Source organism: Ottowia thiooxydans, from assembly GCF_040548795.1.
Taxonomy (GTDB): Bacteria; Pseudomonadota; Gammaproteobacteria; order Burkholderiales; family Burkholderiaceae_C; genus Ottowia; species Ottowia thiooxydans_A.
Genome location: NZ_JBEPSH010000009.1, coordinates 29,482 through 43,191 on the forward strand (window position 1 = coordinate 29,482; position 13,710 = coordinate 43,191).

11 protein-coding genes are annotated in these 13,710 nt (G+C 59.3%); 5 read left to right on the plus strand and 6 right to left on the minus strand.

Features of this window, described 5'->3' with window-relative positions; genetic code table 11:
* Window positions 1–41: 41 nt before the first annotated feature.
* Window positions 42–1,493, minus strand: coding sequence for an acetyl-CoA carboxylase biotin carboxylase subunit (gene accC / locus ABIE13_RS21395; protein ID WP_354447221.1), 1,452 nt, complete (start codon window positions 1,491–1,493; stop codon window positions 42–44).
* An 8-nt stretch (window positions 1,494–1,501) separates the two neighbouring features.
* The gene (locus tag ABIE13_RS21400) at window positions 1,502–2,470 is read right to left on the minus strand and encodes a Bug family tripartite tricarboxylate transporter substrate binding protein (RefSeq protein ID WP_354447223.1); all 969 of its coding nucleotides are present in this window, start codon (window positions 2,468–2,470) and stop codon (window positions 1,502–1,504) included.
* A gap of 93 nt (window positions 2,471–2,563) precedes the next feature.
* On the opposite strand from ABIE13_RS21400, the gene ABIE13_RS21405 reads away from it, so the two are divergent.
* Window positions 2,564–2,785, plus strand: a complete 222-nt coding sequence (locus tag ABIE13_RS21405) for a biotin/lipoyl-binding carrier protein (protein ID WP_354447225.1) — start codon at window positions 2,564–2,566, stop codon at window positions 2,783–2,785.
* Between the two features lie 56 nt (window positions 2,786–2,841).
* Window positions 2,842–3,606 (plus strand): GntR family transcriptional regulator, encoded by a 765-nt coding sequence (locus ABIE13_RS21410; RefSeq protein ID WP_354447227.1) that lies wholly within the window; start codon window positions 2,842–2,844, stop codon window positions 3,604–3,606.
* Between the two features lie 56 nt (window positions 3,607–3,662).
* Here ABIE13_RS21410 and ABIE13_RS21415 read toward each other — a convergent pair whose 3' ends face one another.
* Entirely contained in the window at window positions 3,663–5,267 is a 1,605-nt protein-coding gene (locus ABIE13_RS21415) for an acyl-CoA carboxylase subunit beta (protein ID WP_354447229.1), read from the minus strand.
* A 62-nt stretch (window positions 5,268–5,329) separates the two neighbouring features.
* Window positions 5,330–6,310: a Bug family tripartite tricarboxylate transporter substrate binding protein gene (locus ABIE13_RS21420; protein ID WP_354447231.1), complete on the minus strand. Its 981-nt coding sequence runs from the start codon at window positions 6,308–6,310 to the stop codon at window positions 5,330–5,332.
* A gap of 338 nt (window positions 6,311–6,648) precedes the next feature.
* On the opposite strand from ABIE13_RS21420, the gene ABIE13_RS21425 reads away from it, so the two are divergent.
* Entirely contained in the window at window positions 6,649–7,899 is a 1,251-nt protein-coding gene (locus ABIE13_RS21425) for a CaiB/BaiF CoA transferase family protein (protein ID WP_354447233.1), read from the plus strand.
* 35 nt (window positions 7,900–7,934) lie between these two features.
* Here ABIE13_RS21425 and ABIE13_RS21430 read toward each other — a convergent pair whose 3' ends face one another.
* A complete protein-coding gene (locus ABIE13_RS21430) occupies window positions 7,935–8,633 on the minus strand; it encodes a GntR family transcriptional regulator (protein ID WP_354447235.1) in 699 nt (232 codons plus the stop codon).
* A 139-nt stretch (window positions 8,634–8,772) separates the two neighbouring features.
* Window positions 8,773–9,672: a LysR family transcriptional regulator gene (locus tag ABIE13_RS21435; RefSeq protein ID WP_354447237.1), complete on the minus strand. Its 900-nt coding sequence runs from the start codon at window positions 9,670–9,672 to the stop codon at window positions 8,773–8,775.
* Window positions 9,673–9,741: 69 nt separating this feature from the next.
* Here ABIE13_RS21435 and ABIE13_RS21440 point away from each other — a divergent pair, with 69 nt between their 5' ends.
* Complete coding sequence (locus ABIE13_RS21440; protein WP_354447239.1) at window positions 9,742–10,740, plus strand: bile acid:sodium symporter family protein; 999 nt, start codon at window positions 9,742–9,744, stop codon at window positions 10,738–10,740.
* Window positions 10,741–11,367: 627 nt separating this feature from the next.
* Window positions 11,368–13,707, plus strand: coding sequence for an acyl-CoA dehydrogenase (locus ABIE13_RS21445; protein ID WP_354447241.1), 2,340 nt, complete (start codon window positions 11,368–11,370; stop codon window positions 13,705–13,707).
* Window positions 13,708–13,710: the final 3 nt, after the last annotated feature.

The window sequence follows — 13,710 nt, forward strand, 5'->3', positions numbered from 1 at the left end:
GCTGTGATGGGGAAGTCATCGCGCGCAGACGGCGGTGGCGTTCACAGGCTTGCAGTCGTGGCTTGTGCGGGCATGGCGGCCTTCGCGGCCTCTGCTTGCGCCCGCAACCTGGCTTTGCGATCAGGAATGAAGCTCTGCTCCACCCAACGGGTGGTGACACGCCCCTCAACGAACGCCTCGTCTTGCAGCACCTCACGATGAAAGGCGATGGTGCTGGGAATGCCTTCAATCACAAATGCGCCCAGCGCGTCCCTCATGCGTTGGATGGCTTGCTCACGGTTCTCGGCATGGACAATCAGCTTGCCCAAAAGCGAGTCGTAGTTGGAAGGCACCTCGTAGCCGCTGTAGCAATGTGAATCGAGACGAACGCCTGCACCTTCGGGGGGAACCCAACGGACGATCTGCCCAGGCTTTGGCAGGAAGTTCTTGTTGAAATCTTCCGCATTGATCCGGCATTCGATGGCATGGCCCTGCAAGCTCACGCTTTCTTGAGTGAAAGACAGGGGACGCCCTTGCGCAATCTGGATTTGCTCCGCCACCAGATCGATGCCGGTCACCATTTCAGTGACCGGGTGCTCTACCTGGATACGCGTGTTCATCTCCAGAAAATAAAAGCGCCCGTCGGTCTCGTCCAGGACAAATTCAACCGTGCCGGCGCCAGCGTAGTGGACATTGCGCGCCAATTGAACGGCGCATTGCCCCATTTCCTTTCGCATCACTGCAGTGATCACGGGTGAAGGCGATTCCTCTATCAACTTCTGATGCCGGCGCTGAGTCGAGCACTCGCGCTCACCCAGGTGTACAACGTTGCCGAATTGATCGCCCATGACCTGGATCTCGATGTGCCGGGCGAACTCGATGAATTTCTCCAGGTACAGCGTTCCATCACCGAAGGCCGCCTTGGCTTCATTCGCTGCGGACTCCATAGCCCCAGGCAGCTCTGACTCGTCTCTGACAATGCGCATGCCGCGCCCACCGCCGCCCGCCGTGGCCTTCATCAGTACCGGATAGCCGATGCCGCGCGCCAGCTCCAGGGCCTGATCCATGCTTTCCAATGCACCAGAACCGGGTACGCGCGGCACGCCTGCCGCTTCAGCCAGCCTGACTGCCGTGATCTTGTCGCCCATTTGTTCAATGGCCTCTGCCGAAGGACCTACGAAGACGATGCCGGCCTCTTTGCAGGCGCGTGCCAGGGCAGGACGTTCCGACAGGAATCCATAGCCTGGATGAAGCGCATCACATCCGCTTCTCTTAGCGGCATCGATGACGCGGTCAATACGCAGATAACTCTCTGCCGAAGGCGCCGGCCCGATGACTTCCACCGAATCAGCGAGCTTGGCCGCCAGGGACTCTCGATCAGCCTCGGAGACCCCTGCGACCGATTCGATCTGAAGTGCCTTGCAGGCGCGGATGATGCGAACCGCAATTTCTCCACGGTTGGCCACGAAGAGGCGTCCAATGGCGCGCTCGGAAGATGACTGAGAAGACAACATCGCGGGTTTCACTTCTGCATGAGTTTTGGAATGGCCTTAGCAACGCCTTGCCAGCTTGCGAGCTCCTTGGTCAATTGAGAACGCATGTCGGCAGGTGCACTGAACCTTGGATTTGCTCCGGCTGCGCGGATGGCTTCCACCATGTCCTTGCTGGTCATGACCTGCTGGGTCACTCGGGCCAGTTTGTCAACGACGGGCTTGGGTGTGCCGGCGGGCAGAAACAGGCCGTACCACATGGTCATGTCGAAGTCGGCGCCACTCTCTACAAAGGTGGGCACATTGGGTAAGCCTTCAAAGCGGGTGCCGGATGTGACTGCCAGGGGCTTGAGCTTGCCAGCCTGAATGTGCGGCAGGAGAACCGGAACCAGTGCATAGACCATGTTGACCTGGCCTGCCATGGCGTCGGTGGTGGCGGGACCGCCGCCTTTGTAGGGGACCAGCAGCAGCTCCATACCGGCCTTGTTGTTGAGCAATTCCAGCGAGATGTCCAGTTGGGCGTGTGAGACTGAAAGCTTTTTGGGCTCCGCCTTCGCGGCTGCGATGAGTTCACGGCCATTCTGATAAGGCGTGCGGGGGTTGGCAGCCAGGACGAAAGGCATTTCCGCCACCAGGCTCACTGGCTCAAGCGCCTTGAACATGTCAAAGCCCGGATCAGGACCGAACACATGGTTCAACACCTGAAATACGCTCCCGAAAAGAATCGTGTTGCCATCTGGTTTGGCTTGCGCCACAAACTGCGCGCCAATGTTGGTGGCTGCACCGGGTTTGTTTTCCACCACGAAAGTCTGCCCCAGTTCGCGCGTGAGACGCTCACTCAGCTTTCTCGCAATGAGGTCTGTAGTGCCCCCGGCCGCGTAGGGCACCACCAATTTGACGGGTTGGGACGGCCAATCCTGCGCGAGGGCGGCAAGGGTCGTCATACCCAGGGTGGCGGCTGCCAGGCACTGAGCCAAAAGCCGACGCGAGAATTTGTTCATCCGATGTCTCCTTCGATGTCGTTATACATTAAGATTGTTGACAAACTGAATGTCCACTATACTCAACTTAGTTCAATTCAACAAGGAAAAGTCATGGCCACCGAAACAATTTGCTCTGAAGTGACCGGAAGCGTCTGGAAGATTGGCGCGGCAGTAGGCGCATCCGTGGAGGCAGAAGACACCATCATGGTGCTCGAGTCCATGAAAATGGAAATTCCGGTGCTGGCACCTGAAAGCGGCAAGATCATTCAGATCCTCGTCACAGAAGGCCAGGCCATCAAAGAGGGCCAGGAGTTGGCGATCATCGAGATCTGACCCACACACGCACGACGCAACACGCACGGCGCCTCACAGCCGACGCCAGAGGGCTTATGAACTCGATCTCCGGCTCCGTCGAGCATGCGCAAGAAGCATTGGGTCGCACCGAAGGCATGCGTAACGGCGTGGCTGCGTTACGCACCATGCCGGAGCAGATAGCTGAGCGCATCTACTCCGCTATCGTGGCCGGGCAGTACCAGCCAGGTGAACGTATCCGGGAAGACGCTGTGGCAGAGGCCTTCGGCATCAGCCGGGGCCCGGTACGGGAAGCGCTCCGAATTCTGGAGCGCGACTCTGTTGTGAGGGTGCTCGCCAACAAAGGCGCGCACGTGACCAAACTCACCACCAAGGAAGTCAACGACATATTCGAAGTTCGAAAAGTCCTGGGAGGCACCATGGCGCGCAGACTCGCGGCCATGCCTCGGGCAGCGCTTGTTCCATTTGTGGCCGGAGTAGAGCATCTGGAGCAACTTGCCGCCACGCAGGATGACGCCAGCGGCTACCTGGCAGCCAGCGTCGAGTTGACCTTGGCTATGGCCAATGCTTCCGGCAATGCACGCCTGGCCGAGATCATGCATTCCCTCGCGCGCCAGAGCTGGCGATATACCAAGCTTGGCCTCAGCAGCACCCTGCGACGCCAGGAGTCCGCAAGAACCTGGCGCGTGCTTGTGCAAGCGCTGCTGATAGGCGATGGTCAGAGCGCCGGAGACGCCATGGAAAAGCTGGTGGACGATTCGCGCCGTGAAGCAACACGTCTTCTGCAAGGCGATGCAATCCATGACGCTTCAAGCGCTTCATCTGTCATTACCCATCTTTGAGCTCCGGGGCGAATTCAGGAAACTACAGGCACGCCTCTTTGCAGAGGCTCCCTACCTCACGGCAGAACACCCGACCTCAACTTGGGACCCAGCGTTGACTTGAGCCGACCCTGAGCGGCATCGATGAAGCGGCAAAGATAACGTCGGGTCTCGCTGGGGTCGATGATGTCTTCCACACCAAAGGCTTCAGCCGTGCGAAAAGGCGAAGTGAGCTCTCGCAGCTCTGCCTCCAGCTCACGTTCTCTCTGCTTGGGGTCAGCCGCCGCTGCAATTTCCCTCTTATAGGCGGCAGCCACTCCACCTTCTACCGGCAGTGACCCCCACTCTGCAGAAGGCCAGGCCAGCTTCAGGCCAATGCCATTCTTGTCCGTCGCCGCCATGCCGGCCATGCCGTAGCACTTGCGCACCACCACGGTGAGGATAGGCACCGTCGCTTGCATCGCCACATACACACTGCGCATGCCTTCGCGCAAGGTTCCTGCCAGTTCTGCATCTTTCCCGACCATGAATCCCGGCACATCGACCAGGAAGATGAGAGGGATATGAAAGGTGTCGCAAAGCTGGATGAAGTGGGTCTGCTTGCGCGATGATTTGACGTCCAGGGCGCCGCCATGGACCATTGGATTGTTGGCGACCACCCCCACGACTTTGCCATTCATTCGCGCCAGGCTGGTGATGACGGCCTTGCCATAGGTGGGTTGAATTTCGAATATCGATTCCTTGTCCACTACCAGGCTGATCAGCTTGCGCATGTTGTAGGGCTTGCGCCTGTCCTTGGGGACGATGGTCCGCAACGCCTCTTCCGCGCGCTCGGGCGGATCCTGCATGTCCACCGTTGGAGGCAGTTCCCACACGTTATTGGGCATGTAGGAAAGATATCGCCGGATCATTTCAAAGCACTCTGCCTCATCCGCCGCGACGTTGTGCACCAGCCCCGCCATGTCCGATGCGGCCTTGTGCCCACCGAGCTCTTCCTTGCTGATCTTTTGCCCGAGAGAGCGCTCCACGACGGGAGGTCCTGCGGCAAAGATCTGGCTGGTGTCACGCGTCATCACTGACCAGTGTGAAAGGATGGCCCGTCCGGCAGGCCCCCCGGCTGCTGTGCCCAGTACCGCACTGACCACCGGGGCCACACTCATCAGCTCGACCGAAGTCTCAAACCCATGCACGCCTGGGAAAACCGCGTGGCCGCGGCGCTTGTGAGAAGTGACGCTGCCACCTGCGCCATCTATCAGATTGACCAGGGGAATACGGTAATCGAGTGCCAGGTCTTCGACGAAGCCGCCCTGCCCGCCCTTCTTTCGGTCACCACTCCAACTGGAGCCACCACGGATGGTGAAGTCCTCACCGCCGATGGCCACGGGCCGACCGTCTATGGTGGCCAGCCCCATGACATAAGGTGCAGGTGTGACGCTTTGCAGTTTTCCATCTACATAGTGGCCCTGGCCGGTCAGCTTTCCGACTTCCTGGAAGCTGGCTTGATCAGCGAGCTGTGTGATGCGTTCACGAACAGTGAGGCGATTGGCTCCGTGCTGTTTGGCGATAGCCTCTTGGCCACCCATTTTTTCTGCAAACTCATGGCGCTTTTGCAATTCCTGCAGTTCGTCTTGCCAAGTGTCCAGCGCCTCCTGCTGACTGGCTCCTTTTGTCAAAGTTTCCATCGTTCTGTGTACTCCCGAGTGTGCGTGATTGGGTGCGGGTGTGCTGGTGTGCGGGCCTGAAGTCATTCAGCCCGAATGTCCATCTGGGCCGCCAGCTTCTTCCATTTGGAAATTTCATCCGAAATGAATTTGGCGTACTGCTCCTGCGAATTGGCGGCCAATTGAAGCCCGCCAGTTTTGCCCAGCTGTTCCTGCACAGCCGGATCGGCCAGGACCTCCGCGACTTCCTTGTTGATTCGCTCGACAACAGCTTGCGGCAGTTTCCTGGGGCCCATGATTCCGAACATCACAGACGCATCAAAATTCTTGACACCCGCTTCTGCAAACGTTGGAACATCGGGCAAGGCCTGTGAGCGTGCATTACCCGTCACGGCAAGCGCTCGAACTCGGCCCGTGCGAACCGATTGCGCGGCCAGCACGGTGGTGTCTACCAGCATTTGAATTTCGCCGGCCATCAAGGCCTGTCCTGCCGGTCCGTTTCCACGGTAGGGCACGTGGGTCATCCGCAGACCCAGGGTCTGGGCCAGGAGCGCGGCTGCCAAATGCGTGGACCCACCCGTGCCTGAGGAGCCGTAGTTCAGTTTGTCAGGGTGGGCTTTGGCGTACTCCACAAACTCTGCCAAGGTCTTCACAGGCAGCGAATCAGCCACCATGAGCACGGTAGGAATGAAGCCTATGTTGGCAATGGCGACCAGGTCCTTCTCCACATCGAACTTCAGGTTCTTGTAGACCGCAGGCACGATGGTAATGGCGCTGGATACCGTCATCAAGGTGTAGCCGTCGGGGGCCGATCTGACCACGGAGTCTGCAGCAATGGTGGAAGCAGCCCCGGTCACGTTGGATACCACCACCGACTGCCCCATGCGCTGGCCGAGCTTTTGCGAGATGACCCTTGCCACGACGTCGGTGGCGCTGCCTGCGGCAAAGCCACACACCATGTTGATAGGTTTGGTGGGGTAACCACCTTGGGCGAGCACCGTGCCTGATGCGCCTGCCAACGAGACGGCAGCTATCTGTTTAACGACTTCTCTGCGCTTGATCATGTCTTTGTCTCCATTCGTTATGTTTTTCACGCAATAACCCAGACACAACGCCGCCGTGTGGCGGATGTTGCCTGGATGGAGTGGCGACTTCTGGCCACTCGAATGACCGAGCTCACGCCGACAGGCCACACGCTCACTTGGCCTTCAGATCAATCTCGCACCTGGCGACGTGATAGCCGCTTGAGGCAGATTCCGCAGGCAACAGTTGCAAATTGCACCAGTGACAAATGCCCGTCGAAGAAATTGTAGTAGACATTCAACTTGTTGACAATAATAATATCAGCATAGATCTAAAGCCGACTGCCTGCGGCGCTTTCTCAGATGTCTGGACTATTGCTATGAACCACGCCCCCCCAAACGCTTCCGGCCCGCTCTCCGGTTATCGAGTTCTTGAACTGGGGTCTACCGTTGCCGGTCCGTTCTGCGGTCGGTTATTTGCAGATTTCGGAGCTGAAGTCATCAAGGTGGAGCCGGCAGAGGGTGACGCAGTTCGCATGATGGGCAAGAGCTACGAAGGCCAGTCCCTCTACGCAGCCAGCATCCTGCGAAACAAGTCGCTTGTGTCACTGAATCTTCGCTCCGAAGAAGGGCGAGAAATCGTTCGCCGACTGGTCAAAGAGTGCGATGTGGTGATTGAGAACTTCCGCCCTGGTGCCTTGGAAAAATGGGGCTTGGGCTACGACGCTCTCTCGGAAATCAACCCCTCGCTGATCATGGTGCGCATCAGCGGCTTCGGTCAGAACGGGCCGTACAGTGAACGCGCAGGTTATGGCGTGATCGGTGAGGCCGTGAGTGGCCTTCGGCACGTCACGGGCGATCCTGACCGGCCCCCTTCTCGCGCGGCGGTGTCCCTGACGGATTGCGTGACCGGCCTGTACGCAGCATTCGGTGCCGTCATGGCGCTTTTGCACCAGAAGAAATCCGGTGTGGGGCAGTTGATTGATGCCAGCCTGTATGAATCTGCCTTCAGTTTCATGGAACCCCACGTGCCTGCCTACGAGAAGCTGGGATTCATTGCCAACCGTGCGGGCTCCAAGCTCCCAGACAGCACGCCGAACAATCTGTATTCTTCGGGTGACGGGTCACACATTCACATCACGGCCATGGGCAACGCCGTCTTCCAGCGCCTGGCAGAAGCGATGGGGCAGGCGCATCTGGCCACGCATCCGGACTACGCTGAAGCGAGGGCACGGTCTCTGAACAGTGACGCACTGGACAAACTGATTTCTGACTGGACGCAATCGCTCCCGTTGACTGAACTGGAACAGCGCCTGGAATCGGCAGGCGTGCCTGCAACCCGCATTTTCACGATGGAAGATATCTTCCATGATGCTCACTTCAAGGCGCGTGACATGCTGCTTGAAGTCCCCCACGACACACTGGGGACGGTGACGGTGGCGGGCGTTGTTCCCAAACTCTCTGTGACGCCAGGGCGTGTCTACTCAAGCGGCGGGGCTGTGGGAAGAGACACCACCCGCGTGCTCAGCGAGATTGCAGGAATGTCGAAGGACGAAATAGATCGCCTGGGCAGCCAGGGAATCGTTTTTCAATCCGAAGACCGCCACTCGAAGCAAGCGCAGACTAGCTGACGGCAGGTCTTGCGCCACCGCGCCCCAAAGGCTGGTCAGGCAGATTCCATCTCGGACAGGTAGTTGACCGCGTCGACTCGAGTCGCGTTGACCAGTTTCTCCATGATGTCGCCAGCTTCATGAAACTTGCCCTTCATGACAAAACTGTAGATTTTTCGCCAGTTCTGCGCTGACGATTGACGGCGCTCTATGGTCCGCAAACTGAGTTTGGTGTAGCGCCAGCTGCGCCGCGCCAAAGAACCCATGAACTGCGCCAGCACCGGATTCCCACAAGAATCTGCCAAGGTCAACGAGAGATCAACGCTGCAAGCGGCGTAGGTGCTGGCTTGCTCGCCTGGCTCCCTGGCGAGTGCCTCGAGCTTCTGGACCCGTTTTTCAAAGTCCGCAAAAACCGCAGCGTCCGCATTCACCAGGCCCCGGATCATGGCGCCGGCCAGCAGTATGCGGACTTCAAATACGCTGTTGACCTCAGCCACGGAAAGCTTGCTGACATAGGCACCGCGGTTAGGCAGCATCTGGATCACACCATCGTTTTCAAGAATACGAAGTGCTTCACGTATGGGGCCGCGGCTCACGTTAAAAGAAGTCGCCAGGGCGTCTTCTCTCAGGCGCTCACCGGGTTGAACACGCTCGGAGACAATAGATTCATAGAGACGCTCTGCTATTTGCTCGGGCAATGTCCGTAGACGACTTTCACGGCGAAGCATGTCGCCTTGCTGCTCAGATAGACTCACAGAACGATCCTTTTACGATGGGGTCAATTATGACCGGTGGGACCTGCGTTAAAACATGCCGCAGGCCCTCCGTCATAGCGTGACGATGGCTTTCAAACCGCGCTTGTGCGCCACCGCCGTGACCGCATTAATCAGAAAGTCAACGAAGCAGACGGCCAATAGCGGTGTCACGGACCAGCTCCCACACGCGCTGGGCGACCGGCGACGGCGAGCGGTTGCGGCGGTGCACCAGTACGATGTCTCGCTGAACAACGGGAATGAGCGGGCGCGTAGCGAGTCGGCCCAATCCATCTGGGGGAACGGCCAAAGCGGGCATCACGCTGATGCCAATCCCCGCCTCAACCATCCGAAACACCGTCGTGGGATGCCCCAGCGATTGGACCACCTCACAACGAGCGCCATGCTGATCCAGGGCGGCGTCGATCAAGCGCCTGCTGCCTGATGCATGGTCAAGCAGCACCAGCGCATAGCCACTCAAAGCAGACCAAGGCAGAGAGCGATGGCGCATCAGAGGATGGGCTTGGGGGGCCACCAGCACAAAGGGGTCCTGCATGACGGTTTCACAATGCAGGTCATGGGTGGGCGAAGGCTCGATCACTACGCCGAAATCCACCTCACCCGCCCGAACGCTGCCCAGAACGTCCTGCTGAATGCGGTCAAGCAGGACCAATTGAATATCCGGCTCCTGCAGCAAACAGGCCGCAATGCAGTCGGGCATGAGATTGGCAGACAGTGTCGGACTACTGGCGACTCGCACTATTCCGCGCAGGGCGCCCGCCATGTCGCCTACATCACGCAGCGTTTGATCCAACTCATCAAGAAGCCTGTCCAGCCGCGTGGCAAGTGATAGGCCTGCCTGGGTCAAAGCCACTTCACGCGTAGTCCGGTCAAGCAATTTGAGACCGAGCTGACCCTCCAGTTCATGAATGGACCGGCTCACCGCAGGTTGCGTCAGGCCGATGCGCTCCCCCACGCGGCTGAAATTGCGCTCTGTGGCAAGCGCCCGGAAAACGCGGAGCTGACGCAAGGTGACATTCATGATTCAGAATCATATATCCATCAGATAAATCCATTTCTCTTTTTAATCCGGGGGCTGTCCAATCCCGGCATGACACGCCCGCGCTACCTTCCTGATAACTTCACACTGGCCCTGCTGGCTACGGTGGCAGCAGCCAGCCTGCTGCCTGCCCGCGGGCAATGGGTTTATTTTTTTGAGATGGCGACCAGCATTGCCATTGGCATGCTCTTCTTCCTCCATGGCGCCAAGCTCTCCAGAGAGGCGATCTTTGCCGGGGTAACCCATTGGCGGCTACATCTACTCGTTCTTTGCAGCACCTTTGTGCTTTTTCCGTTGTTGGGGATGGTCCTCAAGCCGGTTCTGGCGCCTCTGGTCACGCCTGCGCTGTATGTGGGCGTTTTGTATCTTTGCGTGCTGCCAGCGACGGTGCAGTCGGCCATTGCTTTCACTTCGCTCGCGCGGGGCAACGTTCCTGCAGCGGTGTGCAGTGCTTCCGCTTCCACGCTGCTGGGCGTCTTCATCACGCCGCTGCTGGTCAACGCTCTGGTGGTGCCGCACCACCAGAGCGGCGGATCTCTTGACGCCATTGGCCGCATTCTGCTGCAATTGATGGTGCCCTTCGTGGCTGGCCATCTACTGCGCCCCTGGATTGGCAACTTTGTCAAGCGCCACGCGTCCACACTCAAATTGGTTGACCAGGGCTCGATCTTGCTCGTGGTCTACACCGCTTTCAGCGCCGCCGTGATGGAAGGCTTGTGGAAGCAGGTGCCACTGTCGGCTCTGGCCGGCCTACTCGTTGTGTGCGCCGTGCTGTTGACGCTTGCGCTCGTGCTCACGGCCTTGGCAGCGCGCAAGCTGGGCTTTGACAAGGCCGATGAAATCACCATTGTGTTCTGCGGCTCCAAGAAAAGCCTGGCCAGTGGCGTACCCATGGCCAAGGTGCTCTTCCCGGCGGCATCGGTGGGAGCCATTGTGCTGCCGCTGATGCTTTTCCATCAGATGCAGTTGATGGTCTGCGCAGCGCTGGCGCATCGCTACTCACGTCGGGCGAGCGAGCCTGTGGGAAACATCCAGGCACAGGGCCGCTGACGCCATCCCCTGCTGTCCGAGGTTGCACCGCGGCGGGCCTGGCTAGATGGCGAAGTCATAGCCCGTCTTCTATTGACGTTTTTGGACTTCAAGACAGGCAACCTATGACCGTTGACGCTGAGGATCTATGGTTTTATTCAAGCGGCAAGTGTCGTTTGAACAAACCACACCGTTCGGGCTGAGGTTCTATGGTTCAGGTCAAGCGGAAAGTGGCGCTTGGACCAAAAAACACCGTTCGGGCTGAGCCTGTCGAAGCCTGTCCTGAGTCTGTCGAAGTGGCCTTGCGCAACGCTTCGACAGGCTCAGCGCGAACGGATATTGGTGATTTTTGACCCAAAGGAAAGGACCCAGGGCAAACCTAGGGTTTTACCGAGTATTTGCGGCCATTGAATGGCTTTCATTTTTACCGGTCGGCAAGTAGACTTCCCGGCATGAATGATATGTCATTAAGAAAGCATTGAAGAGCAAGAACGCCTTGTTCGCTGACGGCGCGCAAGGCTATTGACGCTCCCCGGCCAGAGCTTGCACTGGCATACATCTGACGCTCAAGCTTCGCCCGGCCAGGCCAACCCTTCAACCCATCGCCAACGCCACCCTCCAGAGGGCGGAAACGGACTCACAGACACCATGACGACGATCGACGAAACCCAGACGATGCTGCGCGACAGTGTGCAAGCGTTCCTATCCAGACAACCCGCGCCATCACGCGTGCGCCGTATTCGTGACACTGAAGTGCCCTTCGATCGCGCCGTGTGGCGCGAGATGGGTGAAGCCGGTTGGCACGGCGTGTTGGTGCCCGAGGCGCTGGGTGGCTTCGGCCTCGGAGCAGCCGAAGCCGCTCTGATTGCCAGCGAACTCGGCCGCGGCCTGGCGCCTGAGCCGTTCGTAGCCAGCAGCGTGATGGTGGTGCAAGCCCTGGTACCCCTGGCCCCCCAATCCGCTGCGGTACAAGCGCTGCTCGAGGCCGTCATGGGGGGTGAGACCGTCGCCGCACTGGCGTGGCAAGAGTCGGCCGGTGCGCTGGACCTGGAGAACACCCAGCTGCAAGTCCTGAAACGTGGCGAGGGCTGGCAATTGCAAGGCGCCGAGAAGCGTTTTGTGCCCCTGGCCAGTGCCGCCGACGGTTTTGTGGTCTATGCCCTCGAAGCCGGTGCTCCCGCGCTGGTCTGGGTCAGGTCCGACCAAGCTGGCCTGCGCGTGCACAACAGCCGCACGGTGGATGGCCTGAACTTCGGCTCGGTCTCTTTCGATGGCGTCAGTCTGCCCGCCGAAGCGCTACTGGCCCGAGGTACTGCCGTACGGGAAGCGGTCGCTCAGGCGATCGAGCTTGCTCGTTTGGTCTCCGCCTTCGAACTCGTGGGCGTTGCCGAAAGCGCGCTGGAAACGACGGTGGCCTATACCTCGCAGCGCATTCAGTTCGGCAAGCCCATTGCATCCTTTCAGGCCTTGCAACACCGCATGGTGGACATGTGGATGCATTGCCAACTGGCGCGTGCCTCGGCCGAGAATGCTTTGCTGGACTGGACCCATACGGCAGACGCGGTAACCCGCATACAGTCTCTGCGTGCTGCACGTGCCCGCGCGGGCGCCACGGCGCTGCTGGTAGGCAAGGCCGCCATTCATCTGCACGGCGGCATGGGCATCGCCGACGAAACGGACATCGGCTTGTGTCTCAAGCGCGGACTGACGCTCTCTGCGTGGTTAGGCAACCCGTTGTGGCAGCGCGGCCAGTTCATCAACGAGCTGATTAAAAGCGGTCGCGTGCGACAGGGAGATTCGACGCCGGTCGTGGTAGCAGACGACGTAGACGTGGCCGAGTTGCCCGACGAGGAATTTCGCCGCGTTCTGGCGACCTGGATCGCCGCCAACTATCCGCCTGAAAAGCGCTTCATGAAAAAGCGTGCGTTCTATTCAGACATCTCTGACTGGTATCAATCGCTCTCCAAGAAGGGTTGGCTTGCACCGGCCTGGCCCAAGTCGGCAGGCGGCATGGGCCTGTCAGCTACCAAGCAAGTAATCTACGCGGAAGAAATCGCACGCTACGGCTGCGCCCGCATCCCCGACCATGGCCTGGCCATTGGCAAGCTGCTGCTGATGCACGGCACCCCCGAGCAGATCGACTACCACCTGCCCCGCGTGCTAAGTGGTGAGATCATGTGGTGCCAAGGGTATTCCGAACCCAATGCAGGCTCCGACTTGGCCAGCCTGCGCACCAGTGCCGACCGCGACGGTGATGACCTGATAGTCAACGGCCAGAAAATCTGGACCACCCTGGGCCCCGGCGCAGACTGGATGTTCGCCTTGGTGCGCACGAGCAAAGCCGAAGGCGTGGCCAAGCAGCGCGGCATCACCTTCTTGCTGATTGACCTCAAAACGCCCGGCGTGAAAGTGCGCCCCATCGTCAACCTCAAGGGCGAGGGAGAGTTCAGCGAAGTGTTCTTCGACAATGTGCGCGTTCCGGTCTCCAACGTGGTGGGCCGCATAGACGACGGCTGGAACGTCGCCAACTCATTCCTTCGCGAAGAGCGCATCTTCTTTGGCACCCCCAGGCAGTGCGAGTACGCGTTGGCTCAACTGGATCGCCTGGTGGAAGCTACGAAGGCGCTGGAGGACGGAGGGTTCCGCGACCGTTATGCCCAGATCGTTCTGGATGTGCGCGACCTCAAGGCTGCTTTTGAGATCTTCATGGGCCGCCTGAGAGGTGGCGAAGAGCTGGGCCCGGAAGTCTCGTACCTCAAGATCTGGGGCACGGAGACGTACCAGCGCATCACAGACGAGCTGGTGCAACTGGCGGGCGACTACGGCGGCCAGATGGACGATGTGGTCATTGACGGCATCGCTACCGATGTGATGGGGCAGTACCTGGACTCGCGCATGCCGGCCATATTCGGTGGCTCCAACGAGATCCAGCGCAACATTCTGGCGAAACAAATCCTTGAATTGCCCTCCGGGAATCCGCGCCGTTGATTT

Bases quoted from the DNA above. Each gene is read 5' to 3' on its own strand.
- accC (WP_354447221.1), bottom strand. From the start codon at position 1,493: ATGTTGTCTTCTCAGTCATCTTCCGAGCGCGCCATTGGACGCCTCTTC.
- ABIE13_RS21400 (WP_354447223.1), bottom strand. From the start codon at position 2,470: ATGAACAAATTCTCGCGTCGGCTTTTGGCTCAGTGCCTGGCAGCCGCC.
- ABIE13_RS21405 (WP_354447225.1), top strand. From the start codon at position 2,564: ATGGCCACCGAAACAATTTGCTCTGAAGTGACCGGAAGCGTCTGGAAG.
- ABIE13_RS21410 (WP_354447227.1), top strand. From the start codon at position 2,842: ATGAACTCGATCTCCGGCTCCGTCGAGCATGCGCAAGAAGCATTGGGT.
- ABIE13_RS21415 (WP_354447229.1), bottom strand. From the start codon at position 5,267: ATGGAAACTTTGACAAAAGGAGCCAGTCAGCAGGAGGCGCTGGACACT.
- ABIE13_RS21420 (WP_354447231.1), bottom strand. From the start codon at position 6,310: ATGATCAAGCGCAGAGAAGTCGTTAAACAGATAGCTGCCGTCTCGTTG.
- ABIE13_RS21425 (WP_354447233.1), top strand. From the start codon at position 6,649: ATGAACCACGCCCCCCCAAACGCTTCCGGCCCGCTCTCCGGTTATCGA.
- ABIE13_RS21435 (WP_354447237.1), bottom strand. From the start codon at position 9,672: ATGAATGTCACCTTGCGTCAGCTCCGCGTTTTCCGGGCGCTTGCCACA.
- ABIE13_RS21440 (WP_354447239.1), top strand. From the start codon at position 9,742: ATGACACGCCCGCGCTACCTTCCTGATAACTTCACACTGGCCCTGCTG.
- ABIE13_RS21445 (WP_354447241.1), top strand. From the start codon at position 11,368: ATGACGACGATCGACGAAACCCAGACGATGCTGCGCGACAGTGTGCAA.